This is a genomic window from Paracoccus saliphilus (assembly GCF_028553805.1).
Lineage (GTDB): Bacteria > Pseudomonadota > Alphaproteobacteria > Rhodobacterales > Rhodobacteraceae > Paracoccus > Paracoccus saliphilus.
The window spans coordinates 3,927,850-3,951,590 of sequence record NZ_CP067140.1 but is presented as its reverse complement, the minus strand read 5'-3'; the positions used below and the strand labels follow the sequence as shown (position 1 = coordinate 3,951,590).

The following is a 23,741-nucleotide window of genomic DNA, read 5'->3' as shown; positions in this document are numbered from 1 at the left end:
AAAATGTCCACAGCCTTGTCGAAACGGCGTCAGATTGTCGATCACGATGCGGAAGGCAGCCGGTCCGGCGGCTTTAAACGCAGACAGGTGAATGACATGAGAAAAACTCCCCCGTTAATCGCGGCATTGGCAATGTCGATTGCCCTGCCTGCCGTCGCGCAGGATACCGTCGCCGCGGATGCAGTTCCCGCGGTCAGCGCGGATGTGAGCTATATATTCAACACATTGCTATTTCTGATCGGGGGGTTCCTCGTCATGTGGATGGCGGCGGGCTTTGCGATGCTGGAGGCCGGGCTTGTCCGATCCAGGAATGTGACGACACAGCTTTTCAAGAATGTTTCGCTCTTCGCTATTGCTGGCATCATGTATTGGCTGATCGGCTACAACCTGATGTATCCGGGGGATGGCTGGACCGTGTCGGGAGTAATCGGATCGATCTTCAGCCCAGTGACACTTGACCCGGTCGGTGCCGGCGATGTGTCCGCAGGCTACTCAGCCGGATCCGATTTTCTCTTTCAATTGATGTTCTGCGCAACCACGGCATCGATCGTATCGGGCACGCTGGCCGAGCGGGTGAAGCTATGGCCCTTCATGATCTTCACCGCATTGCTGACAGGCATAATTTATCCTATCGAAGCAAGCTGGCAGTGGGGCGGTGGCTTCCTCAGCGAGATGGGGTTCTCGGATTTCGCGGGCTCCACGCTGGTTCACGCCACCGGCGGGTTCGCCGCTCTGGCAGGTGCGATCATCCTGGGCGCGCGTGACGGAAAATACCGCGCCGACGGACGCATGCAGCCGATGCCGGGCTCGAACCTGGCTCTTGCGACCTTGGGAACTTTTATCCTGTGGTTGGGCTGGTTCGGTTTCAACGGCGGTTCCCAGCTGGCTCTGGGCACGGTCAATGATGCAGCGGATGTTAGCCGCATCTTCGTGAATACCAATATGGCCGCCTCGGCCGGTGCGCTCGCTGCAATCGCCGTCACGCAGATCATGTATCGCAAGATCGATCTTACGATGGTGCTGAACGGAGCCCTCGCCGGGCTGGTCGCGATCACTGCCGAGCCGCTTTTCCCGTCGATCTTCGGCTCGATCCTGATCGGGGCCGTCGGTGGCGCAATTGCGGTCTTCGTGGTGCCGCTACTGGACAAGTTCAAGATCGATGACGTGGTCGGCGCGATCCCGGTCCACCTCGTTGCCGGTGTCTGGGGCACGCTGATCGTTCCGGCCTCGAATCCTGATGCCAGCTATATCACCCAGCTTATCGGTATCGTCGTCATCGGCGTTTTCACCTTCGTGATCAGTTTCGTGATCTGGACGATCCTCAAGATGACGATGGGTATCCGCGTTGACCGGGAAGCCGAAATCACCGGGCTCGATATTTCGGAAATGGGGATGGAAGCCTATCCGGACTTCGTACAGGCAAAATAACGGGTATCAACAGTCTCTTCCCGGAGAGGGGCGGGCCGAGAAATCGGCCCGCCCTTCCGTTTGGATATAACGAAAGCGGTGGAAAGGTCAGGCGACCCGGCTGACGACGAAATCGGTCAGATCCGACAGCATCTCGCGGATCGGATTGTCCGGCAGCACCGCAAGCGCGGCTTTGGCGCGTCCAGCCCAACCCAATGCATCCGCCCGTGCCGCTTCCATCGCGCCATGCCGGGCAAGCAGTGTCAGCGCGTGTTCCAGATCCCCATCCCGCTGATCTCCAGCCTCGATGGCGCGCGACCAGAACGCGCGTTCCTCGGCATCGGCTTTCGCGACGGCCTTGATGACCGGAAGCGTCAATTTCCGTTCGCGGAAATCGTCACCGATATTCTTCCCGATGGTTTCGGTCGCGCCGCCATAATCCAGCAGGTCATCGACGATCTGAAACGCGATTCCCAAGGCATCGCCATAGTCGAACAGCGCCTGCACCTGATCTTGCGGAGCGCCCGCGATAACGCCGCCCACCTCGGTCGCGGCGGAAAACAGGGCCGCCGTCTTGCCCCGGACCACTTGCAGATAGATCTCTTCATCCGTCGCCAGATCCTGGGCAGCGGTCAATTGCAGAACCTCGCCCTCGGCAATCGTCGCACTGGCATTGGCCAGAATTTCCAGCGTCCGCAGATTGCCGGGCTCGACCATCAACTGAAAGCTGCGGGCAAACAGATAATCACCGACCAATACCGACGACTTGTTGTCCCACAGCAGGTTGGCCGTGGGGCGCCCGCGCCGCTGACGACTTTCATCGACAACATCGTCATGCAGCAGCGTGGCGGTATGGATGAACTCGACCGTCGCGGCGAGGTGGATGTGATACTCACCCGGATAATCCAGCATTTTCGCCGCCGCCAGCGTCAGCATAGGGCGCAACCGTTTGCCCCCGGCCTCGATCAAGTGAGCGGTGACTTCGGGGATGCGCGGCGCATGGCGGCTGGACATCCGCTCACTGATCAGCGCGTTCACCGCTTCCATCTCGGCCGATAATGTCGACGCAAGCCGGTCCAGCGGCTTCAGAACGTTTTCGTTCACACCCATGGCCATACCCCAATTTCTGGACCAACGCATTGCCATGCCATCGACAATTGCGCAACCGCCACATATCCTTTTAACGATGAAGGAGCTTTTTCGCAGCACCGATCCCGTCCGAATATCCAGTGCCGTCAGCTTGCTGGAGCATGAAGGCATAGCTGCCTTCGAGTTGGATCGGCATATGAGCGTTCTGGATGGCTCGATCGGCATCCTGCCGCGGCGGCTGATGGTTGCGGACCGCGACGAATTCATGGCCCGCAGCATCTTGCGTGATGCGGGACTGGATGAGTGAACTGCGTGAAGATGGGTTCCTTGGCGGGCGCTTGCGGATTACGCAACCCGCCCACGGTTATCGTTCGGGGGCCGATGCGGTTATGTTGGCCGCAGCCTGTCCCGCTGAACCGGGGGAGGCTGTGCTGGAACTGGGCTGCGGCGCAGGAGTTGCCAGTCTTTGCCTGGGCTGGCGGGTTCCGTCCGTGCGCCTGACCGGGCTGGAGCGGCAAGGGGATTATGCGAAGCTGGCGCGTCGGAACGCTGCGCATAATGATGTCCCGCTTCATGTCTTGACTGGAGAGCTTGCTACCATGCCCGCCGAGTTGCGGCAGCAAAGTTTCGATCACGTGATCGCCAACCCGCCCTATTTCATGACGGGAACTCGGGCCGCCGATGCCGGCCGCAATCTGTCGCGGCAAGAGGACACTCCTTTGGCTGAGTGGATCGATACGGCGCTTCGCCGACTGAACCCGGGTGGAATGATGACAATCATCCAGCGTGCGGATCGGCTGGACGCTATTGTAATGGCCCTGTCGGGGCGTGCGGGTGCGGTCACAATCCTGCCCATCGCTGCCCGCAAGGACCGCGAGGCTGGACGCATTATCCTGACTGCGCGGAAGGGTGCCCGCACGCCGCTACGCCTGTTGGCGCCCTTCGTGATGCATGGCGGCGACCGCCACATGAGGGATGGAGAGGATTTTTCCGATGCAGCATCGGCTGTTCTCCGCGAGGGAGCGTCGATGGTTCAGTATTTTGCGAAAGATTCGTGACAGAATCAGAGTTCTGTGCTGCAATCCCAGATGTTCGACACACATATAGAGGAGGACGCGATGTCGGTTGCTTCCCACGTTCAAGAACTTCGCAAAAAACACCAGGTTCTGTCAGATGCCGTCGAGAAGGCACAGAAGAGCCCGGGGACCAGTGATCTGGAGATCACCGCGATGAAACGTGAAAAGCTTCGCCTCAAAGAGGAAATTTCCCGGCTGTCGCACTGATCCTGCCAAGCAGTGACGCTGAAATGAAAACGGCCCGCGCCATTGGCGCGGGCCTTGCTGATTGACCGATACCGGCTTGCAGATCAAACGTAGAACTGACCGCCATTCGCGCTGATGGTTGAGCCCGTGATGAAGCCCGCATCGTCGGAGGCCAGGAAAACCACGGCACGGGCGATCTCTTCAGGTTCGCCCAAACGGCCCACCGGGATTTGCGGGATGATACGCTCGTTCAGCACCTTCTCGTCGATGGCGCGAACCATCTCGGTCCCGATATAGCCGGGGCAGATCGCGTTGACAGTGATGCCCGCCCGGGCACCTTCCTGGGCGAGCGCCTTGGTAAAGCCCAGGTCTCCCGCTTTGGCCGCAGAGTAATTCGCTTGCCCGGCCTGACCTTTCTGCCCGTTGATAGAACTGATATTGATGACCCGGCCGAACTTGCGCTCACGCATGCCGCCCCAGATCGTGTGAGTCATGTTGAAGACCCCGGTCAGGTTCGTATCGATAACCTCTTTCCATTGCTGCGGGGTCATCTTGTGGAACATCGCGTCGCGGGTGATGCCGGCATTGTTGACCAGCACATCAACCGGTCCCAGTTCTTCCTCGATCTGCTTGATGCCCGCGGCGCAGGCATCGTAATCGGCGACCGACCATTTATAGGTCTTGATCCCGGTTTCCGCAGTGAAGCCATTTGCCGCGTCGTCATTGCCAGCATAATTGGCCGCAACGGTATATCCTGCCGCTTTCAATGCTTTTGAAATCGCCGCGCCGATGCCGCGTGATCCCCCGGTAACCAATGCAACTTTTGCCATTCATCCCCCCTGTATCTCGAGTTTGCTTGAAATATTGCTATCGAACTGAAGTCATGCGCGCAAGATGATTGCGCGCAGAATTTTCACCATTAACGTTCGAGGCACATGGCAACACCCATGCCACCACCGATACAGAGCGTGGCGAGACCTTTCTTGGCGTCCCGACGCTTCATTTCGAACAGAAGGGTATTGAGGATGCGGCAGCCCGATGCGCCGATAGGGTGACCGATTGCAATGGCACCGCCATTCACGTTCACGATGTCGGGATTCCAGCCCATGTCCTTGTTTACAGCACAGGCTTGTGCGGCAAAGGCTTCGTTGGCCTCAACCAGGTCCAGGTCGTCGACTTTCCAGCCGGCCTTTTCCAGTGCCTTCCGGCTCGAGGGGATCGGGCCGGTACCCATGATGGCGGGATCAAGGCCCGCCGTCGCGTAGGATGCGATCCGGGCCAGAGGCGTCAGACCCCGGCGATTCGCTTCTTCTTCAGTCATCACCATTACGGCGGCGGCGCCGTCATTCAGCCCCGAGGCGTTCGCTGCTGTGACCGAACCGTCGCGGGCGAAGGCCGGGCGCAGTTTCTGCATCGCGTCCAGCGTCGCGCCGTGGCGGATATACTCATCCTTGTCCACGACCGTATCGCCCTTGCGCGTCTTGACCGTGTAGGCGACGATTTCGTCGTCGAATTTCCCAGCCTGTTGGGCCGCTTCGGCCTTGTTTTGCGATGCGACGGCAAATTCGTCCTGCTGATCGCGATTGATGGACCATTTCTCCGCCACATTCTCGGCCGTTTGACCCATGTGGTAATTATTGAAGGCGTCCCAGAGCCCGTCGCGGATCATGGTGTCGATCATTTTCATATCGCCCATCTTCTGACCTGAACGAAGATAGGCCGCATGGGTCGCCAACGACATGCTTTCCTGACCGCCAGCCAGGACGATATCGGCATCGCCGAGGATTACCTGTTGTGCCGCTAGAGCGACAGCACGGAGGCCGGAACCACAGACCTGATTGATCAACCACGCCGCGGATTCAGTGGGCAGACCGGCGTTGATATGCGCTTGGCGCGCCGGGTTCTGACCCTGAGCGGCCGTCAGGACTTGGCCGAGGATGGTTTCGCTGACTTCTGCCGGATCGACGCCAGCGCGGGCAACGACCTCTTTAAGGACGGCTGCCCCCAGATCATGTGCGGGCACATTGGCGAACGAGCCGAGGAAACTGCCCACCGGTGTACGGGCGGCGGATACGATTACGGCTTTGGTCATGTCGGGCTCCTTCCGATCGTTGCCGGGGTTTCGGCGAATCGGACTTAGAATGCGGTTTCATGCCTTGGCGTCAAGTTAATCAACCAGATGCTCATTCCGCTAGTATCCGAGGCTTGCCCAAATCTCTTTGTGATCAACGCTGTGCCATCGAGGGCGGTGCTTTCCATGGCGGGGCGATGGTTGGAGCACCGAAATAATATCCCTGCAGGCAATCGATCCCCATTTCGATCAGGAAGGCAGCATCGTCCGCAGTTTCCACCGATTCTGCGACAGTGAACATGTCGAAATGATATGCGATAGATTGCAGCGCACGTGTCAGCACCTGATTATCGGGATGTTCGGAAATTCGGCGTATGAACTGACCGTCGATCTTGATCATGTCGAAACAAAAATCCCGCAAATAGCGGAAAGACGTATAGCCGGCCCCGAAATCATCGAGAGCCATGCTGACGCCGCGCAATTGAATTTCCCGCATGAATTCAGCTACCTGTTGAGGCAGCTCCATTGCCGAACTTTCGGTGATTTCAAGAATCAGCCTCTCTGCGACATGCGGATCGCTATTCATGCCTTCGCGTAGGATGCGGTTCCATTCAGGGTAGCCGATAGATCTTGCGGACATGTTTACAGCAAGTCGCAGCGTTGGAACCTCGGACAGTGCTTGTAGGCCCAGGGAGAGCGACAGGCAGTCAATCTGCCGTCCCAATTCGGTCGTTTCCGCAGTTGGCATGAAATCTTTGAGCGGCACGATACGACCGCTATCGTCGATGATTCGGATCAGCCCCTCGTAATATGCGACCTGTCGCGATTGCCTGGTCTGGACGATCGGCTGATAGGCAAGCAGGCCACGACCCTTTTCGACTGCGGTATGTACCGAGGAAAGGGTGATGCGGTCCTGCTGGCTGATCACATAGTCCAGTGGTGAACCTTTGGGGGAGATCGCGTCACTCACGTCTGCCTCTTCTTCCAGATAGATTGTCTTGCACTCGCGCCATCTTCGCCTAACTTGGCGCAAACGGGCAGAAAATCTGGACTCGGGGTTAATAACGCATGGATACGAGATGTAGCTGGTGCGGCGAGGACCCGCTTTATGTCACCTATCACGATACGGAATGGGGTGTACCGGAATATGATGCCCGCGCCCTTTGGGAAAAACTGGTGCTGGACGGTTTTCAGGCGGGCCTCAGCTGGATCACCATATTGCGCAAGCGTGACGGGTTCCGCGAGGAATTCGAGGATTTCGATCCCGAGCGGGTGGCCCGGTGGGATGAGGCGCGAATAGGAAAGGCGCTGCAGAATCCGGGAATCATCCGCCATCGCGGCAAGGTTGCCGCAACGGTCCGCGGAGCGCGGCTCTTTCTTGAAATCGAGGAAGGCGAGGGGTTCTCACCGTTCCTGTGGTCGTTCGTAGGCGGCACCCCCGTTCAGAATCGTTTTGCGACGATGGCAGAGGTGCCGACCGATACTGTCGAATCGGCGTCCATGTCCAAGGCGCTGAAAAAGCGTGGGTTCAATTTCTGTGGGCCGGTCATCACCTATGCATTCATGCAGGCCACTGGGATGGTGAATGACCATATCACCACCTGCCCGCGGCATGCCGATGTCAGGGCGCTATCACCTGGCGGATGACCTCTGTTGCGGCATCGCTCGACCAATTCGCATCGCCCACGAGGCGGGCGATTTCCTTGCCCTCGCGGTCGATCAGCACGCTGACCGGAAGACCGACAACGCCCATGTCACGTGCCAGCTTTTGCTTGGGGTCCAGCAGGACAGGCAGGTTCTCGACACCTGTTTCCGTGAAGAATTTATCTATTTTCTCGGGCGGGTTTCGGCCGGTCGCGATGGTCACGACCTGAAAGTCCTCTCCGCCCAGTTCGGTCTGGAGGGCATCCAACGAGGGCATTTCCTCACGGCATGGATAGCACCATGTGGCCCAGAAGTTCACCAGAATGACCTTGCCCTCGTAATCGGCCAGGCTGTGAGTGTTGCCATTCGGATCCGTAAAAGTCGTATCGGGCAAGGCGGGCGCATCTTCGGAAGGCACCAGCTTGGCCAGCCCGCCCTCTTTGACAGCGTCCCAATCGACTTCGCCCGCGAAGGCGGCGTTTGCACCTAAAACCAGTGCCGTATAAAGCAGAACAGAACGCAGCATTTGACCTCCGAAGGACTGACAATGACCGACCGGCCCGAAAACAAGGATGCCGCCAACAGCATGTGGGGCGGGCGCTTCGCCGCCGGGCCCGATGCGATCATGGAGGCGATCAACGCCTCGATCGGATTCGACCGGCGGCTCTACGCCCAGGATATCCGGGGCAGCCGGGCCCACGCCGCGATGCTCGCCGCGCAAGGCATCATCAGCGATAACGATGCAAGCGCGATCGGGGAAGGGCTCCTCACGGTCTTGTCAGAGATCGACGCCGGCAATTTTCCGTTCCAGACGGCGCTGGAAGACATCCACATGAATGTCGAGGCGCGGCTGAAGGAGATCATCGGAGAACCGGCGGGGCGCCTGCATACGGGGCGTTCGCGCAATGATCAGGTGGCAACGGATTTCCGGCTATGGGTGCGCGACCAATGTGATGCGGCAATCGAAGGGCTGGGTGCGCTGATCCGCGCTGCATTGTCGCAGGCAGAGGCGGGGGCGGATTGGGTCATGCCGGGCTTTACCCATCTGCAGACTGCGCAACCGGTCACATGGGGCCATCACATGATGGCCTATGTCGAGATGTTCGGGCGCGACCTGTCGCGGTTCCAGGACGCCCGCCGTCGGATGAACGAATCTCCCCTGGGTGCTGCCGCCTTGGCCGGGACGGGCTATCCCATAGACCGCGACGCCACGGCGCAGGAGCTTGGCTTTGACCGGCCCATGGCCAACAGCCTCGACGCCGTCAGTGACCGCGACTTCGCGCTGGAATTCCTGTCTGCGGCCTCGATCTGCGCGGTGCATCTGTCGCGATTGTCCGAAGAACTGGTGATCTGGTCCTCGGCGCAGTTCCGTTTCGTGTCGATGTCGGATAAATGGTCCACCGGGTCCAGCATCATGCCGCAAAAGCGCAATCCCGACGCCGCCGAATTGATCCGCGCCAAGATCGGTCGGATCCTGGGGGCGACGGTGGCGCTGTTCACGGTGATGAAGGGGCTGCCCTTGGCCTATTCCAAGGACATGCAGGAGGACAAGGAACAGGTATTCGACGCGGCCGACCACCTGATGCTGGCACTGGCCGCGATGGCCGGGATGCTGTCGGATCTGAGCGCCAATCGCGAGAACATGGAGGCGGCGGCATCAAGCGGCTTCTCGACCGCGACCGATCTGGCCGACTGGCTGGTGCGTGAGGCCGGGCTGCCCTTTCGTGAGGCGCATCATGTGACCGGTTCGCTCGTTGCGCTGGCCGAGAAAAAGGGCTGCGATCTGGACGATCTGTCGCTGACCGAGATGCAGTCGGTCAATCCGGCGATAAATCAATCGGTCTACTCTGTTCTTGGTGTTCACAATTCCGTCGCTTCGCGGCAAAGCTATGGCGGGACAGCACCCGATCAGGTTCGCGCGCAGATTGCGCGTTGGAAGGAGAAACTGGCATGAAATTCTTGGCATTGTTTGCGATACTCGCCGTGACCGCTTGCGGCGTTGATGGTCCGCCCGAACGCCCGGTCGAAAAGAACCCCAATCTATCCATTAGCGGTCATGCGACGGTCGGAGCCGTCACCGAACTCTGATGGATCACTTTAATTACCACGACGGCGCTTTGCATGCCGAAGAGGTGCCTCTGTCGCGTATTGCGGCAGAGGTAGGCACCCCGGTCTATGTCTATTCGGCAGCAACCCTGACGCGGCATTTCGGGCTGTTCCGGCAGGCGCTGGACTGGACCGGTCATCTGGTCTGTTTCGCGGTCAAGGCGAATTCAAACCTCGCCGTTCTCAAGCTGATGGGCGATATGGGCGCCGGGATGGATGTCGTCTCGGGCGGGGAATACGCGCGGGCGCGGGCGGCGGGCGTTCCGGGAGAGCGGATCGTGTTCTCGGGCATCGGCAAGACACTGGTCGAGATGCGGCAGGCCATCGAGGGTGGTATCCGCCAGTTCAACATCGAAAGCGAGCCCGAGATGCGGGCCCTGTCGGAGCTGGCCGTCTCGATGGGGGTCGAGGTTCCGGTGGCGATCCGGGTGAACCCGGATGTGGATGCCAAGACTCATGAAAAGATTGCTACGGGTAAATCCGAGAACAAGTTCGGCATCCCTATTTCTCGCGCTCACGAGGTTTATGCCGAGGCGGCAGGTCTGCCCGGCTTGCGCGTAGTTGGCGTTGACGTCCATATTGGCAGCCAACTAACCGATCTGGAACCCTACCGGCTGGCCTATCGCAAGGTCGCGGAACTGACCCGTGCCTTGCGTGCCGAAGGTCATTCCATCACGCGGCTGGATCTGGGCGGCGGATTGGGGATTCCCTATCGCCGCGACAACAATGCCCCTCCCTTGCCGCTCGAATACGGGCAGGTGATCCGCGATACCGTGGGGGATCTGGGCTGCGAGATCGAGATCGAACCGGGCCGCAATATCGTCGGCAATGCCGGGGTTCTGCTGACCTCGGTGATCTATTTGAAAGAGGGTGAGGGTCGCGATTTCCTGATCGTGGATGCGGCGATGAACGACCTGCTGCGCCCGTCCATGTATGGCGCGCATCATGATATCGTGCCAGTGACCGAACCTGCCCTTGGGGCCGATGTCCGCGCTTTCGACGTGGTCGGGCCGGTATGCGAATCGGGGGATACCTTCCAGAAGGGCACTCAACTGCCCGCCTTGGCCTCCGGGGACCTGGTCGCATTCCGCTCGGCTGGTGCCTATGGTGCGGTCATGGCGTCGGAATACAATTCCCGACCCCTTGTGCCCGAAATTCTGGTCAGTGGCGATCAATTCGCCGTCATCAGGGCAAGACCGACATTTGAGGAAATGCTGGCGCGCGATACCATCCCGGAATGGCTTTGACGCGGCGCAGGGATCGGATGTCACAGCCGGGGGCTGTCTGCCCCCGGACCCCCGAGGATATTTTTCTGAAGAAGAACGGGCGGGTTTTCCTTGCCCTCCGATTGACCCGTTGGGGCATGGTCTGGGAGCGTGCCGCACGGGCTTTCTGGCCATTGGCCGGGCTGCTGGCCTGTCTCTTCGCGGCATTCGCCTTTGGCGGAGTCGCTGCGGTGCCGTCTGCCGTTTTGCCATGGTTGGCGGGGGTAGCATTGGCTGCCTTGCTTGCCGCGGCAATATGGGGGGGGCTGCGTTACCGCCGGGTGGGTGAGGCCGAAGCGATCGGACGGTTGGATCGAACCATGCCGGGGCGTCCCCTGGCGGCGCTGCGGGACCGGGCGGCGATCGGCGGCGAGGGGGCCCTGTGGCAGGCGCATCTGGTGCAGATGCAGCTGCGGGCGGCCGAGGCGAGGGCGGTGCGGCCCGATGCGGACCTGGCGCGACGTGACCCTTTTGCCCTGCGGTTGGCTTCACTTGTCGCGCTGGTCATGGCGCTGCTTTTCGGTGGTGCCGCGCAGATGGGGCAGGGGATCTCGGCCATTGCGGCTACCATCAACCGGCCATTGGCGGAGAGTGAAGCGGGGGCAGACGGTCCCGGTTGGGAGGGCTGGGCCGAGCCGCCCGCCTATACGCGCCGTCCGACGATCTATCTTAATGCCCTGCCCGAAGGCGAGATGCTGGAATTGCCCAAGGGCAGCGTTGTAAGTTTCCGGTTATATGCCGAGACGACGAACCTGACGCATGATATCGGGCCGGAGCAGGGCGAGGATGCGCGCGCACCTGAAATCCGGGCCGAGCAATCGGGAATGATCGAAGTCTCCGGACGGCGCTTCGATGTGACCGTCCTACCGGATCGGCCACCTGTCATCCGTGCCGGATCGGTGGAGGCGCGTCGTGCCGATGGGCGGATGGTGCAGCCATTCGAGGCCGAGGACGATCACGGAATTGTCTCGGCCAACGCCCGGATCGAACTGGACTTGCCGCAAGTGACACGGCAATTCGGGCTTGCGGTGGCGCCCGAGCCGCGCGAGGCCCTGTCTCTTGATCTGCCCTTGCCGCGGTCGGGCAATCGCAGCGATGTGCAGGGCCGGCTGGTCGAGGACCTGTCTCGCCACCCCTGGGCCAACATGCCGGTCAAACTGACCTTGCGGGCAATCGATGGGATCGATCAGGAAGGGCAGGCTGCTCCGACGCAGTTGGTTCTGCCGGGCCGGCGGTTCTTTGACCCGCTGGCCGCCGCATTGATCGAACTGCGCCGCGACTTGTTGTGGTCGCGTCAGAATGCGGGGCGGAGCGCCGAGATCCTGCGTGCGGTCACCTGGCAGCCGGAGGGCTTCGTTGAGGAACCTCTATATCTGCAATTACGGGGTGCGGTGCGGATGCTGGAATCCGACTCGCTGAGCGAGGAAGCGCGCGACAAGCTGGCCGAGGCCTTGTGGAAGGCGGCCGTGCTGATCGAGGATGGTGGGCTGACTGACGCCCTGGAACGGATGAAGCAGGCGCAGGAGAAGCTGTCCGAGGCGATCCGCAACGGCGCCAGCCCAGACGAGATCCAGCGGCTGATGAACGAGTTGAAGGAAGCCACCGACGCCTATACCCAGATGTTGGCCGAGCAGGGCAAGGAGGACCCGTCCGAGAGATTTACCCAAAACCAGCAGCGGCAGGAAATCACCGGAGATCAGATCCAGCAGATGATGGACGAGATCCAGAGGTTGATGAACGAGGGTCGGATGGCCGAAGCCCAGCAATTGCTGGAGCAGTTCAACCGCATGATGGAAAATCTGCAGGTAACGCAGGGTCAAGGTGGCGAGGGCCGGCAAGGCAGCGGTCAGGGTAATCAATCGATGAACGGTCTCGCCGATACCTTGCGTGAACAGCAACGCCTGTCGGATGAAGCTTTCCGCGAGATGCAGGAACAATTCGGGCAAGGTGAGCTTGGAAATACCCCTGAAAATGCCGACGAGCTGGCGCGGCGTCAGCGCGAGCTTCGGGAGGAGCTGGGCCAACAGCGGGGCCTGCTGCCGGGGCAGGGCTCCGAGCCGGGCGATGACGCACGTCAGCGGCTGGACGATGCCGGGCGCGCCATGGAAGATGCCGAACAGGCCTTGCGCGACGGCGATCTGGGCGGGGCGTTGCAGCGACAGGCCGATGCGATCCAATCGATGCGCGAGGGTATGCGGGCGCTTGGCGACCTGCTGGGTCAGGACGGACAGCGCCGCCGCGCAGGCGATGATCGGGAAGGGCAGCAGGATCAGCCCGGTCAGCCATCCGGACCGTCCGGAGAGCAGGATCGGCAGAGCGGGTCGGCAACACCCCGCGATGGCCGCCCGATGCTGGACCCGTTGGGACGCCAGCAGCCTGGAAATGGCAACGTGATTACCTCGGGCGATCCTCTGTCCGAGGGGACCGATCCAGCGGCGCGGGCACGCGATCTACTGGATGAAATCCGGCGCCGCAGCGGCGAGCGTGAACGGTCGCAGGATGAACGTGACTATCTGGGGCGGTTGCTGGACCGGTTCTGATATTTTCTGGTCCGCGATATGCCTCAATCGCGCCGGATCAGGGCCGAGCCCTGTTGCTGCAACCATTGCCGCCCGGCATCCACATGCTGGCGATATTGCATCAACTGCTTGCCGAAATTCCCGTTCCCGGCCATCCCCGGCGCCATGACATACAGGGCAAGCGCGACTGCGGCGATCGCCGCCGCCAGTCCGAAACCAGCGAAATAGCCGCTGCCGGTTTTTCGGGATGGTTCGGCCTTGTCCTGTGCGACTGGCACGGGAATGTCGGTTGCGGGCCTGGATGCGGAAGGTGCAGCCACGGAAGGCGCCACGCCCGGATCGGTATGCGCACCCGTTGCGATATCCCCTGTGGGCAGGCTGTGGGGTAGGTCGCGAATGTCCGGGGTGATCCCGGGATCGGTTACGGTCGTCGCGGGCCAGTCTGGATCGGGAGCTTCCGATGAACTCTGCGTGATATTCTGTCCCTGCCGGGCACGGCGTTCGTATTCCACCTCCTCGCGGAGGATGTTGAGGACATTGTCGGGAAGGCGGCGCCTGAGTGGCGGAATATCGCCGGGAACGGGAGAGCGGCTCTCGTCGTCATCCGTCGTGGGAGGGGGGGCAGAGGGCGCGTGCCGCACGACAGTGGGGCTTTCTGATTCGGAAGTCGTTCCGGAGGTGGGAATGGTCGCCAGCCAGACCCGACCGCAGGCAGTGCATTCCACCTCTCGCCCGGTTTCGGGGATCGCATGTTCGGGCAGGCGGTATTCGGTTCCGCATTTCGGACAACCCAACCGTATTTCACCCATGCCACCCTCTCGCATTCGCTGTGCGCCTGTTCTATCAAGCGCGAGGCCGGCTTCCAAGCGGAAGACCGAGGGACAGGAATGGGAGAGCGCGCTTGATCGAGATGCAGGATGTGAGCTTTGGCTATCGTGCCGGCTCCGAACTGTTGTCGGGGATGACGCTGAGTTTGCAGCCGGGCATGTTTCATTTCCTGACCGGACCGTCGGGATCGGGCAAGACCACGCTGCTGCGGCTGTGCTATGCCGATCTCTTGCCGACGACCGGGCGACTGAGTGCTTTCGGCCAGGATGTCGCGGGGCTCTCGCGCGATGACATCGCCATGCTGCGCCGCCGGGTGGGGGTGGTTCACCAGGACACGCAGTTTCTGGACCACCTGCCGGTGGCCGAGAATGTCGCATTGCCTCTGAGCGTTTCGGGACAGGCAGTGGACATGGCTGCGCTGCGCGATCTGCTTGGCTGGGTCCAGCTTGCGCAACATGCCCGCGCGCTGCCGCCATCGCTCTCGGGCGGGGAACGGCAGAGGGCGGCCCTGGCGCGGGCGGTGATCCTGTCGCCCGATGTGGTGCTGGCCGACGAGCCGACGGGGAATCTGGATTGGGACATGTCGATGCGGCTGATGCAATTGCTGATCGAGTTGAACAAGACGGGCAAGGCCGTGCTGGTCGCAACCCATGATCTGAACCTGATTCGTGCCGTCAAGGCGCAGGTCTCGGCACGGGTTTTACGGATCGCGGGCGGTACGTTGCAACTGGCGGGGGCGGATCTGTGAAACGCGGTGAATTCCGGACGCTGAACATCAAGGCCCTGTGGCAGGGACTGGTCGGGCGCGATGGCGGGGCGGGAAACCGCATCGTCCCGCCGACCGGGTTCACTGCCCACCTGACCCTGTTCTCAGCCGGTGCGATGGCATTTCTGGCGGTGTTCGCCCTGGCCCTGGCGCTGGCGACGGGGCGGCTGGCCGAGCGCTGGTCGTCGGAACTGGCCCAGTCCGTGACGGTGCGAGTCAGCGCGTCGGAAGGAAACCAGGACACGCTGACTCAATCCGTCATGCAGATCCTGCAGACCACACCGGGGATCGATCAGCCCAAGCTCTTGCCCGATGAAGAGGTGGCGGAACTGCTCACGCCATGGTTCGGCCCGGACATGCCGGTAGATGCCCTGCCGGTGCCCGATCTCATCGAGGTACCGATCGCCAGCCCGGATTTCGATTCGGAGGGGCTGCGGCTACGGCTGGAGGCCGAGGCCCCGGGGGCGATCCTGGACGATCATACCGAATGGCGGCGACCGTTGGTGTCGGCCGCGCAACGCCTGCGGGCCCTGGGCGTGATATCGCTGATATTGATCGCGGCGGCTTCGGCGGCGATGATCACCCTTGCCGCCAAGGCTGCGCTGGCCGCGAACGGGCAGGTGATCCAGGTGCTGAGACTGATCGGTGCGCGTGACATCACCATCGCCATCGCTTTCGTGCGCCGCTTTACCCATCGTGCTGCCATCGGTGCCGGGGCGGGAACCGTATTGGGCATGGGCGCGATGGCATTAATGCCGAGTATGAGTGCTGCCGGAGGATTCCTGACGGGACTTGGGTTTCATGGCTGGGGCTGGCTGATGCCGCTGCTGATTCCTGTTGTGGCTGCCGCTGTGGGCTTTTTTGCGACCAAATGGGCGGCATTGAAAATGCTGGAATCGGTGCGATGAGCCGCAGGGATATGCCGCAGCCGGGCCCCTTGGGGCCGTGGCAATATCTGCAGAACCTGCTGTTCTATCTGCATGTGGGCGTGGCAACCCTGCTGATGGGGCTGGCCGGTATTCCCGAGGTGATGCGGCATGGCCGAACCGGGGCGAACCGGGTGGCGACGCGCTGGATCGGCTATGTGCTTTGGGCAGCGCGGATACATATGGGTGTCACTTGCGAATTGCGGGGCACGCCGCCGACCGGCGATTGCATCGTCGCTGCCAAGCATCAGTGTTTCCTCGATATCCTGGCTCTTGCCCATGCCCTGCCCGAGCGCAATTTCATCATGAAACGCGAGGTGATGCGGGTGCCGGTGATGGGCTGGTATGCCTACAAGGTGGGCTGCATCCCCATCGACCGGGCGCGTGGCCGCGATGCGATGCGCGCGATCGGTGCGACGATCAACAAGCGGATGGCGGGCGAGGGTCTCGGGCAGCTGATCATCTATCCCGAGGGTACGCGCACCCGTCCGGGCGAGCGCAGATCCTACAAGCATGGAGCCGGTACTATTCGTGGTGCGACCGGTTTGCCGGTGGTACCTGTCGCGGTGAATGCCGGATTGTTCTGGCCGCGCAAGGGCTGGGGCGTGCGTCCGGGGCGCGCGGTGATCGAGTTCCTGCCTGTCATTGGGCCGGAATTACCAACGGCGGCCTTCATGGCGGAATTGTCGACGCGGATCGAGGACAATTCCGACCGCCTGATGGCAGAGGCGGGGTTTCGTGCATGAACTGGCTTGAAGAGACTGATCTTGCAGGAATTTACGGCACTCCTGGTCCGGCGTCGACGCGCAAGGTGGCGGACCGGCTGACCCCGGATTACGCGCGCTTCATCGCGGCGGCGCGGTTCTGTGTCCTGGCGACGGTCGGGCCCGAGGGAACCGATGCCAGTCCTCGCGGCGATGGTGGGTCGGTGACGCGGGCGTTGGACGAGCGGCACTTGGCGATTCCCGATTGGCGCGGCAATGACCGGATCGACTCGATCCGTAATATCGTCCGCGACGGACGGGTCAGCCTGATGTTTCTGGTGCGCGGCTCTGGAAATGCTATCAGGATCAACGGGACGGCGCGGCTGACCGATGATGCGGAACTGCGCGATAGCTTTGCGCATCGGGGCAAGTTGCCTCGTACGGTGATCGTGGTGCGGGTGGCCGAGATATATTTCCAATGCGCGCGGGCGGTCATTCGCTCCGGGCTGTGGGAAGATCGCGACGATAGCAACGGGCTGCCGACGCCGGGGCAAATCCTTGCGAATATGACCGAAGGCGAAGTCGGTGGTGCGTCCTATGATGCCGAATGGCCACAGCGGGCGGCCAAGACCATGTGGTGAATTCGTTCAACTATCTGCTTTTCAACGATTTGATTCGCGAGGCCAGTGACCGGCCCCGCGATTCTTCATCGCGACCTGTTACGCCCGATTATCTCAGCTCGTAATATTTCGGCACATGCGGCGGTTCTGGAGGGATGCCGATGTCGCGCCGCAGATGCGGGCTGAGATGGTAGGGGTCGGGCGGCCTCGGCCGCCTTTTCCGTGGCATCAGGAGTGCCCGGATTGTGGCCCATAAGACGGGCATCGCACCATAACGATGGATCAGGCGCTCGATGGTGGGGCGCGGCGTCAGCACGCGTGCGGGAAGTTGCGCAATCATTGCGGTCTCCATATTTACCCATGCCGGGGCATGAGTTGCAGCTTGTTGAGATTGTTGAGAAATTGACATGAAGAGGCGCCGCGCAGGACGCGGTGAGTCAGATCATGTCAGTTCGGAATCTGCCCTTGCGGGACGGTTCAGCCTTGTCGGTTTACCGACAGGAAATCCGCCATGGGAAGGGTGTATGCGATGAAGCATTTAGTCATGCAGGCCCCTCCTTTTCAGCTTGAACAATGGGCAGGGTTATTGAGTGCCGCAGAGAGGGGAATACGGCAAGCTTTCAAGGCAAGGTTGAGATGAAAGAGCGAAAACTGTTGCCAGAATGTCGCAGCCGGATATTTAACCGGCTGCGCAACGCTTGCGTACGCCGCACGGTGCAACAGGGGGCCTGCAACGGCGTCGGGGCCAGCATTTTCCGGAGATTCCGGCTGCACAGCGCGTACACCGGATGTGCACAGACCGTACACCGCGCGTACACAGCTGTTGCGTCCCGCGAGGACGGGGATTTCGCACTTCGTCCCCGTATGACTCACGAAGCACCGCCGCGACCTGACGGCGAAGCCCGAAAGGTATTTGGGCAAAGAAGAAGAGCGCTTCGAAGCGGCGAACGGATTGCCCGAGAATGACGGCCAGTCTCAGGCCAGCGATTTCGAGCCCATCGACAGGAATTTCTGGCGGCGATCCTTGATCAGCTCGGCGGGTTTCTTCCCTGACAGGTCTTTCAGCATCGCGGCGATGCCTTCCCCGACGGATTTGATCGCGTCTTCGGGCTTGCGCTGTGCCCCGCCCAAGGGCTCGGGGATGATGCGGTCGATCACCTCGAGCTTCTTCAAATCTTGCGCGGTCAGGCGCAGGGCAGAGGCAGCGTCGCGCATCTTGTCGGAATCCTTCCACAGGATCGAGGCGCAGCCTTCGGGCGAGATCACCGAATAGATGGAATGTTCCAGCATCGCGATGCGGTTGGCGGTCGCGAAAGCCACTGCGCCGCCCGAGCCGCCTTCGCCGACGATCACGCTGACCAGCGGCACGCCGATTTCCAGGCATTTCTGGGTGCAGCGTGCGATGGCCTCGGATTGGCCACGCTCTTCGGCGCCCTTGCCGGGATAAGCGCCGGGTGTGTCGACGATCGAGATGACCGGCAGGCCGAACCTGTGCGCCATGTCCATCAGGCGAATCGCCTTGCGATACCCCTCGGGGCGGGCCATGCCGAAATTATGATCGATTCGGGACTTGGTATCGTGCCCCTTTTCATGACCGATCACCACGCATGGCGCGTCGTTGAACCGGGCAAGGCCGCCCATCACGGCATGGTCGTCGCCAAAGGCGCGGTCGCCAGCCAATGGGGTGTATTCGGTGAACAGCCCGTCGATATAGTTGCGGCAATGCGGCCGGTCGGGATGGCGGGCGACCTGCGTTTTCCGCCAGGGATCGAGATTCTTGTACAGGTCCTTGAGGAGATCGCCGGCCTTCTTGTCCAGCGCCGCCGCTTCCTTGTCGACATCGACCGCGTCTTCGGATTTCCGGGCCATGACGCGGAGTTCCTCGGCCTTGCCTTCGACATCGGCCAGCGGTTTTTCGAAGTCCAGATAAACCATACGCGAGATGCTCCGGGCTTGTTCGCTTTGGGCCTCTATATGCTTGTCTGCGACACGGATTGCAACGTGGGTCGCTTCACGGCCGGATCTCGACCTCGGTGCCGATGGCGGTGGCGGCGAAAAGTTCGCCGATCTCGGCATTCGAGATCGCGATGCAGCCTGCCGTCCAGTCTCCGGGCAATAAAATCCCGCGCGGCAACTGGTTGGGCTGGCCGTGGATGAAGATGTCGCCGCCGGGGTCGATGTCCTCGGCGGCGGCGCGGGCGCGATCCTCGGCTTGCGGATAGTCGATGCCGAGCGACAGATGATAGGCGCTGGCGTCATTGCGGCGGTCGATGCGGAAAATGCCTTCGGGGGTCTTGCCGTCGCCCTGCTGGCTCTTGTCGCCCTCGGGGGCGAAGCCAAGGGCGATACGGTAGGTTTTCAGTGCAGCGCCATCGCGGAAGGCGGTCATCTTGCGGGCGGATTTCTCGATCAGGATGCGGTCCACCGGCCCGGTCAGTGTTGTTTGATCGGAAGGGAGGCGATCCGGCGTGGTAGGGCGCTGAGGAAGCAGCGCAACCCAGATGGCACAGATCAGCGCCACCAGCGTCAGTGCCGAGAAAAGTCGGGCGAGCAGGTTCATTGCAGGTCGGAGAATGCGTCCTGAAGCCGTTTGACCGCCTCGGTCACGCGGGCACGGGGCGTGGCGATGTTGAAGCGCAGGAAGCTTTCTCCGCCCTTGCCGAAGCTCGTGCCGTGATTGACGGCGATGCGGGCGGTCTTTTCGACGCGGGCAGTGAACTCGGCGGTGCTCATCCCGGTGCCGGAGAAATCGACCCATGACAGGTAGGTCGCCTGCAGCGGCATCGAGCGCAGGCCGGGAATGGCGTTCAAGCCCTCGTCGAAGAGGCGGCGGTTGCCGTCGAGATATTCGACCAGTGCATCGACCCATGCCGCGCCCTCGAGGGAATAGGCGGCCGCGACCATATCCATGCCGAACAGGCCCGGAGAGACGCCGCGCGCCATCAGCGCGCCCTTGAATTTTGCGCGAAGGTCGTCATCGGCGATGATCGCGTTGCCGATATGGGCGCCGGCGATGTTGAATGTCTTGGTGGCGGCGGTCAGTGTCACCAGCCGGTCGCGGATATCCGGCACGACATTGGCGATCATGCGATGGCGCTGGCCGGGCATGAGCAGGTCGCAATGGATATCGTCCGAGACCAGGATCAGCTCGTGGCGGGTGCAGAAATCGGCTACCTCGCGCAGTTCCTCCTCGGTCCAGACGCGGCCGCCGGGATTATGCGGCGAGCACAGGATCAGCAGCCGCTCACCACCCGTCAGCATGGTTTCCCATTGAGACCAGTCCATGCGGTAGCCGCCATCCTCGATGGCCAGGGGCAGCTCGATCAGCTCGCGCCCGCTGGCGCGGATGACGCGGCCGAAGGCGTGATAGACCGGGCTCATCACGATCACACCGTCACCGGGGCTGGTATAGGCGTCCAGTGCCATCGCCACGCCATTGACCAGGCCGGCGCAGGTCAGGAGCCATTCGCGCTCGATCTGCCAGCCATGCCGGTTCGCCATCCACCACTGGATGGAGTCGAGATAGGGGGCATTCGCGCCCGGATAGCCATAGACGCCATGCGCCGCGGTCGCCTCGACGGCGCGCTGGACGGCGGGGGGGGGGCGGAAATCCATATCGGCTACCCACATCGCCAGCCCGCCCTGGCTGGGCGAGACGCCATAGGCGCCCTCCATGTCGTCCCATTTCGAGCAATGCGTGCCGATGCGGTCGATCACCTCGTCGAAATCGGGTTGGGTCATGGCGGGCTCCCTCGTTTTCGCGTTTCGTCATATGCATACGCTGCTTGTTGCGTAAGGTGAAGCCATCGCCTAAATCGCTGTCATGAACATTAGACCGATCCTGATCCATCCCGATCCGCGCCTGAAAAAACTGGCGGAGCCCATCGCAAGCGTCACGCCCGAGATCGAGGCGCTGGCCGATGACATGCTGGCGACGATGTATGATGCGCCGGGGGTCGGGCTGGCCGGGCCGCAGGTGGGCGTGCTCAAGCGGATTTTCGTGATGGATGCGAATCGCGATCCGGATGCAGAGCGCCAGCCGATGGTGCTGATCAATCCCGAGGTGACGTGGGCGTCGGAAGAGGCCAACACCCATGACGAGGGCTGCCTGTCCATCCCCGAGCAATATGCCGAGGTGACCCGTCCCGCGCAGGTGAAGATGCGCTGGCTGGGGCTGGACGGCAAGACGCATGAGCAGGAGTTCGACGGGCTTTGGGCGACCTGTGCGCAGCATGAGCTGGACCACCTGAACGGGGTGCTGTTCATCGATCACCTGTCGGCCATCAAGCGGCAGATGATCACCCGCAAGATGGTCAAGCTGAAGCGCGAGATGGCGCGTGGCTGAGGCGTGGGGCCGGGAATGACGGCCCGCCCCTTCCTTCCCTATGCCGACCGCCGGTTGCATATCTCTGCCGATCCGGTCGAGGCGGTGACCGAGACCGTGCGGATGATCTGGGACGACATGATCGACACGATGGAGGCGATGCCCGGTGTAGGGCTGGCCGCGCCGCAGATCGGCATCATGTTGCGGCTGGCGGTGGTGGATGCGTCCGAGGCGCGGGGGCAGGTGGTGCGGATGGCCAATCCCGAATTGCTGCATGCCAGCGTGAAAATGCGCAGCCACGAGGAGGCCAGCCCGAATCTGCCCGGCGTGTCTGCGCGGATCGAGCGGCCCCGTGCGGTGACGGTGCGGTTCCTCAACATGGACGGAGAGATCGAGGATCGCGATTTCGTCGGGCTCTGGGCGACCAGCGTGCAGCACCAGATCGACCATCTCGACGGGCGGATATATGTCGATCGCCTGTCGCCGCTGCGGCGCAAGATGCTGGTCCAGAAATCGGCCAAGTTGGCACGGCGGGGGTAATCAGGCCGGGGGGGAGCGCCCCGTCGTCGGCTGGTCGCCCGAACCAGTGGCGCGACTTGCTGGCGGGCCCCAAGGTATTTGGACAAAGAAGAAGGAGGCGGGCATGCGCGTTGTATTCATGGGAACTCCGGATTTTTCGGTTGCTGCCCTGCGGGCGGTGGCCGCAGCACATGAGGTCGTTGCCGTGTATTCGCAGCCCCCGCGCGCAGCGGGACGGGGCCAGAAGCTGCGACCCTCACCGGTACATGCCGAGGCGGGACGCTTGGGGATCGAGGTTCGGACGCCGTTGCAGTTGCGCGACCCTGAGGCGCAAGAGGCCTTTGCCGCATTAAAGGCGGATGTCGCGGTCGTGGTGGCCTATGGGCTGATCCTGCCGCAGGCGGTTTTGGACATGCCGAATTTCGGTTGCCTGAATATCCACGCATCGCTGCTGCCACGCTGGCGCGGTGCGGCGCCGATCCATCGCGCGGTGATGGCCGGCGATGCCGAAACGGGCGTCGCGATCATGCAGATGGAGGCCGGGCTGGATACCGGACCCGTGCTGGCTGAGGCGCGGACTCCGATTGGAGCGGGAGAGACAACCGCCGATCTGCATGACCGGTTGGCGGAAATGGGAGCTGACCTTGTCGTCGAGGTGCTGGCCGGACTGCCCATGCAGGCGCGCGCGCAATCCGAGCAGGGCGTGACCTATGCGGCCAAGATCGACAAGGCCGAGGCGCGTATCGACTGGAACCGCCCCGCGACAGAGCTGGATCGCCAGATCCGGGGCCTCTCACCTTTTCCGGGGGCATGGTGCGAGATCGACGGAGAGCGGGTCAAGCTGCTGCGCAGCCGGTTATCCGAAGGACAGGGCGCACCAGGGCAGGTTCTGCCCGGCTTCCGGATTGCCTGCGGCGAAGGTTCCATCGAAATCCTGCAGGCGCAGCGGTCAGGCAAGAAACCGATGGATGCTGCCGAATTGCTGCGCGGTTGGGAATTGCCTGACCGGCTTGATTGAACGCGGTCTGCCTGCAGTTGATCTGCGGGCCACGCGGTTTGATTCTCGGCAGCTATTTTGGCGCGGATGGTCCTGTCTTGCTCCCAACAAGATCAGGAGCACCGAATTTCTTCTTCACGTAAATATCCTCTGGGGGTCCGGGGGGCGAAGCGCCCCCGGCTATCGCGCGACGCAATCAAGCTTTGTCGCGTTTCGCCTCATATGCGCCGACATTCCTGATGCAAGCATTGCTGTCCGGCAATCTCAGGCCAGCTCCCGATGCCTGACGGCGCGGCGCAGGATGTCGGTCACATGCGCGCTGAGTGGTATATCCCCGTCAAGGACATCCGCGATTCTCCACCATCCGGCGTCCAGCGCGTCATCGGCGGCCACCGGCTCGCCCGAGACATAGTCGCATAGCACTGCCGCCAGCAGAAAATGAAACTCGATCTCACCGTCGGGACCGCGCCGGATCAGGTCGACATTGTCGAGATACAGTCGGGGAATCGCGGTGATGCCGGTTTCCTCGGCAAGTTCGCGGGCGGCGGCGGCCAACGCGGTCTCTCCCGGATCGACATGGCCGCCGGGAAAGCCCCACATCCCGGCATCGGGCGGGTTGCGCCGACGCGCGAGAAGAACCTGGTCACCGCGAAGCATGACGGCGAGTGCAGCCAGCCGGGGAAAACCGGGCATC

At 61.9% G+C, this 23,741-nt stretch carries 27 protein-coding genes; 16 read left to right on the top strand and 11 right to left on the bottom strand.

What is annotated here, in order from left to right; genetic code table 11:
* The first annotated feature begins 96 nt into the window (after positions 1–96).
* Positions 97–1,428: an ammonium transporter gene (locus tag JHX88_RS18950; protein WP_076527325.1), complete on the top strand. Its 1,332-nt coding sequence runs from the start codon at positions 97–99 to the stop codon at positions 1,426–1,428.
* Between the two features lie 87 nt (positions 1,429–1,515).
* Here JHX88_RS18950 and JHX88_RS18945 read toward each other — a convergent pair whose 3' ends face one another.
* Positions 1,516–2,517 (bottom strand): polyprenyl synthetase family protein, encoded by a 1,002-nt coding sequence (locus tag JHX88_RS18945; RefSeq protein ID WP_076527376.1) that lies wholly within the window; start codon positions 2,515–2,517, stop codon positions 1,516–1,518.
* A gap of 76 nt (positions 2,518–2,593) precedes the next feature.
* Between JHX88_RS18945 and JHX88_RS18940 the strand changes: the two genes are divergently transcribed.
* The 3 genes from JHX88_RS18940 to JHX88_RS18930 are packed head-to-tail and all read left to right on the top strand — an operon-like array spanning position 2,594 to position 3,779.
* Positions 2,594–2,803 (top strand): putative signal transducing protein, encoded by a 210-nt coding sequence (locus JHX88_RS18940; protein WP_076527326.1) that lies wholly within the window; start codon positions 2,594–2,596, stop codon positions 2,801–2,803.
* Positions 2,796–3,554: a tRNA1(Val) (adenine(37)-N6)-methyltransferase gene (locus JHX88_RS18935; RefSeq protein WP_076527327.1), complete on the top strand. Its 759-nt coding sequence runs from the start codon at positions 2,796–2,798 to the stop codon at positions 3,552–3,554. Before JHX88_RS18940 ends, JHX88_RS18935 begins: the two co-directional genes overlap by 8 nt.
* 60 nt (positions 3,555–3,614) lie before the next feature.
* On the top strand, positions 3,615–3,779 hold the full coding sequence (locus tag JHX88_RS18930; RefSeq protein ID WP_076527377.1) for a YdcH family protein: 165 nt from the start codon (positions 3,615–3,617) through the stop codon (positions 3,777–3,779).
* An 83-nt stretch (positions 3,780–3,862) separates the two neighbouring features.
* Here JHX88_RS18930 and phbB read toward each other — a convergent pair whose 3' ends face one another.
* The 3 genes from phbB to JHX88_RS18915 all read right to left on the bottom strand — a co-directional run bounded on the left by phbB (position 3,863) and on the right by JHX88_RS18915 (position 6,799).
* The gene (gene phbB / locus JHX88_RS18925) at positions 3,863–4,588 is read right to left on the bottom strand and encodes an acetoacetyl-CoA reductase (protein ID WP_076527328.1); all 726 of its coding nucleotides are present in this window, start codon (positions 4,586–4,588) and stop codon (positions 3,863–3,865) included.
* 89 nt (positions 4,589–4,677) lie between these two features.
* Positions 4,678–5,850, bottom strand: coding sequence for an acetyl-CoA C-acetyltransferase (locus tag JHX88_RS18920; protein ID WP_076527329.1), 1,173 nt, complete (start codon positions 5,848–5,850; stop codon positions 4,678–4,680).
* Between the two features lie 133 nt (positions 5,851–5,983).
* The gene (locus tag JHX88_RS18915; RefSeq protein ID WP_272848108.1) at positions 5,984–6,799 is read right to left on the bottom strand and encodes an EAL domain-containing protein; all 816 of its coding nucleotides are present in this window, start codon (positions 6,797–6,799) and stop codon (positions 5,984–5,986) included.
* Positions 6,800–6,897: 98 nt separating this feature from the next.
* On the opposite strand from JHX88_RS18915, the gene JHX88_RS18910 reads away from it, so the two are divergent.
* A complete protein-coding gene (locus tag JHX88_RS18910) occupies positions 6,898–7,476 on the top strand; it encodes a DNA-3-methyladenine glycosylase I (protein WP_076527330.1) in 579 nt (192 codons plus the stop codon).
* On the opposite strand, the gene JHX88_RS18905 is transcribed toward JHX88_RS18910, so the two are convergent.
* Positions 7,451–7,999, bottom strand: coding sequence for a TlpA family protein disulfide reductase (locus tag JHX88_RS18905; protein WP_176011476.1), 549 nt, complete (start codon positions 7,997–7,999; stop codon positions 7,451–7,453). The two genes, JHX88_RS18910 and JHX88_RS18905, sit on opposite strands and share 26 nt — an antisense overlap.
* Before the next feature lie 21 nt (positions 8,000–8,020).
* On the opposite strand from JHX88_RS18905, the gene argH reads away from it, so the two are divergent.
* The 4 genes from argH to JHX88_RS18885 all read left to right on the top strand — a co-directional run bounded on the left by argH (position 8,021) and on the right by JHX88_RS18885 (position 13,384).
* A complete protein-coding gene (argH, locus tag JHX88_RS18900; RefSeq protein ID WP_076527380.1) occupies positions 8,021–9,427 on the top strand; it encodes an argininosuccinate lyase in 1,407 nt (468 codons plus the stop codon).
* On the top strand, positions 9,424–9,561 hold the full coding sequence (locus JHX88_RS18895; protein ID WP_176011477.1) for a hypothetical protein: 138 nt from the start codon (positions 9,424–9,426) through the stop codon (positions 9,559–9,561). The genes argH and JHX88_RS18895 overlap by 4 nt, the downstream gene beginning before the upstream one ends.
* Positions 9,561–10,826 (top strand): diaminopimelate decarboxylase, encoded by a 1,266-nt coding sequence (gene lysA, locus JHX88_RS18890; RefSeq protein WP_076527331.1) that lies wholly within the window; start codon positions 9,561–9,563, stop codon positions 10,824–10,826. Before JHX88_RS18895 ends, lysA begins: the two co-directional genes overlap by 1 nt.
* Positions 10,827–10,942: 116 nt before the next feature.
* A complete protein-coding gene (locus JHX88_RS18885) occupies positions 10,943–13,384 on the top strand; it encodes a DUF4175 domain-containing protein (RefSeq protein WP_084203243.1) in 2,442 nt (813 codons plus the stop codon).
* 23 nt (positions 13,385–13,407) lie between these two features.
* On the opposite strand, the gene JHX88_RS18880 is transcribed toward JHX88_RS18885, so the two are convergent.
* The gene (locus tag JHX88_RS18880; protein ID WP_076527332.1) at positions 13,408–14,172 is read right to left on the bottom strand and encodes a zinc-ribbon domain-containing protein; all 765 of its coding nucleotides are present in this window, start codon (positions 14,170–14,172) and stop codon (positions 13,408–13,410) included.
* A 92-nt stretch (positions 14,173–14,264) separates the two neighbouring features.
* On the opposite strand from JHX88_RS18880, the gene JHX88_RS18875 reads away from it, so the two are divergent.
* The 4 genes from JHX88_RS18875 to JHX88_RS18860 are packed head-to-tail and all read left to right on the top strand — an operon-like array spanning position 14,265 to position 17,228.
* The gene (locus tag JHX88_RS18875) at positions 14,265–14,939 is read left to right on the top strand and encodes a cell division ATP-binding protein FtsE (RefSeq protein ID WP_076527333.1); all 675 of its coding nucleotides are present in this window, start codon (positions 14,265–14,267) and stop codon (positions 14,937–14,939) included.
* Positions 14,940–14,959: 20 nt separating this feature from the next.
* A complete protein-coding gene (locus JHX88_RS18870; protein WP_176011479.1) occupies positions 14,960–15,865 on the top strand; it encodes a cell division protein FtsX in 906 nt (301 codons plus the stop codon).
* Positions 15,862–16,629, top strand: a complete 768-nt coding sequence (locus JHX88_RS18865; RefSeq protein WP_076527335.1) for a lysophospholipid acyltransferase family protein — start codon at positions 15,862–15,864, stop codon at positions 16,627–16,629. The genes JHX88_RS18870 and JHX88_RS18865 overlap by 4 nt, the downstream gene beginning before the upstream one ends.
* Positions 16,626–17,228 (top strand): pyridoxamine 5'-phosphate oxidase family protein, encoded by a 603-nt coding sequence (locus JHX88_RS18860; RefSeq protein ID WP_076527336.1) that lies wholly within the window; start codon positions 16,626–16,628, stop codon positions 17,226–17,228. Before JHX88_RS18865 ends, JHX88_RS18860 begins: the two co-directional genes overlap by 4 nt.
* A gap of 88 nt (positions 17,229–17,316) precedes the next feature.
* On the opposite strand, the gene JHX88_RS18855 is transcribed toward JHX88_RS18860, so the two are convergent.
* From JHX88_RS18855 to JHX88_RS18840, 4 genes are all read right to left on the bottom strand, one after another.
* Positions 17,317–17,547 carry a hypothetical protein gene (locus JHX88_RS18855; protein WP_076527337.1) on the bottom strand — a complete coding sequence of 77 codons (231 nt, stop codon included), beginning with the start codon at positions 17,545–17,547 and terminating at the stop codon, positions 17,317–17,319.
* 635 nt (positions 17,548–18,182) lie between these two features.
* Complete coding sequence (locus JHX88_RS18850; protein WP_076527338.1) at positions 18,183–19,142, bottom strand: acetyl-CoA carboxylase carboxyltransferase subunit alpha; 960 nt, start codon at positions 19,140–19,142, stop codon at positions 18,183–18,185.
* A gap of 76 nt (positions 19,143–19,218) precedes the next feature.
* Positions 19,219–19,767: a L,D-transpeptidase family protein gene (locus tag JHX88_RS18845; protein ID WP_076527339.1), complete on the bottom strand. Its 549-nt coding sequence runs from the start codon at positions 19,765–19,767 to the stop codon at positions 19,219–19,221.
* Positions 19,764–20,948, bottom strand: coding sequence for a MalY/PatB family protein (locus tag JHX88_RS18840; RefSeq protein WP_076527340.1), 1,185 nt, complete (start codon positions 20,946–20,948; stop codon positions 19,764–19,766). The genes JHX88_RS18845 and JHX88_RS18840 overlap by 4 nt, the downstream gene beginning before the upstream one ends.
* An 82-nt stretch (positions 20,949–21,030) precedes the next feature.
* Here JHX88_RS18840 and def (JHX88_RS18835) point away from each other — a divergent pair, with 82 nt between their 5' ends.
* From def (JHX88_RS18835) to fmt, 3 genes are all read left to right on the top strand, one after another.
* Positions 21,031–21,552: a peptide deformylase gene (gene def, locus JHX88_RS18835; RefSeq protein WP_076527341.1), complete on the top strand. Its 522-nt coding sequence runs from the start codon at positions 21,031–21,033 to the stop codon at positions 21,550–21,552.
* A 15-nt stretch (positions 21,553–21,567) separates the two neighbouring features.
* Positions 21,568–22,071 carry a peptide deformylase gene (def, locus tag JHX88_RS18830; protein ID WP_076527342.1) on the top strand — a complete coding sequence of 168 codons (504 nt, stop codon included), beginning with the start codon at positions 21,568–21,570 and terminating at the stop codon, positions 22,069–22,071.
* 103 nt (positions 22,072–22,174) lie between these two features.
* Positions 22,175–23,068 carry a methionyl-tRNA formyltransferase gene (fmt, locus tag JHX88_RS18825; protein WP_076527343.1) on the top strand — a complete coding sequence of 298 codons (894 nt, stop codon included), beginning with the start codon at positions 22,175–22,177 and terminating at the stop codon, positions 23,066–23,068.
* Between the two features lie 243 nt (positions 23,069–23,311).
* Here fmt and JHX88_RS18820 read toward each other — a convergent pair whose 3' ends face one another.
* A complete protein-coding gene (locus JHX88_RS18820) occupies positions 23,312–23,740 on the bottom strand; it encodes an NUDIX hydrolase (protein WP_076527344.1) in 429 nt (142 codons plus the stop codon).
* Between the last annotated feature and the right edge of the window lies 1 nt (position 23,741).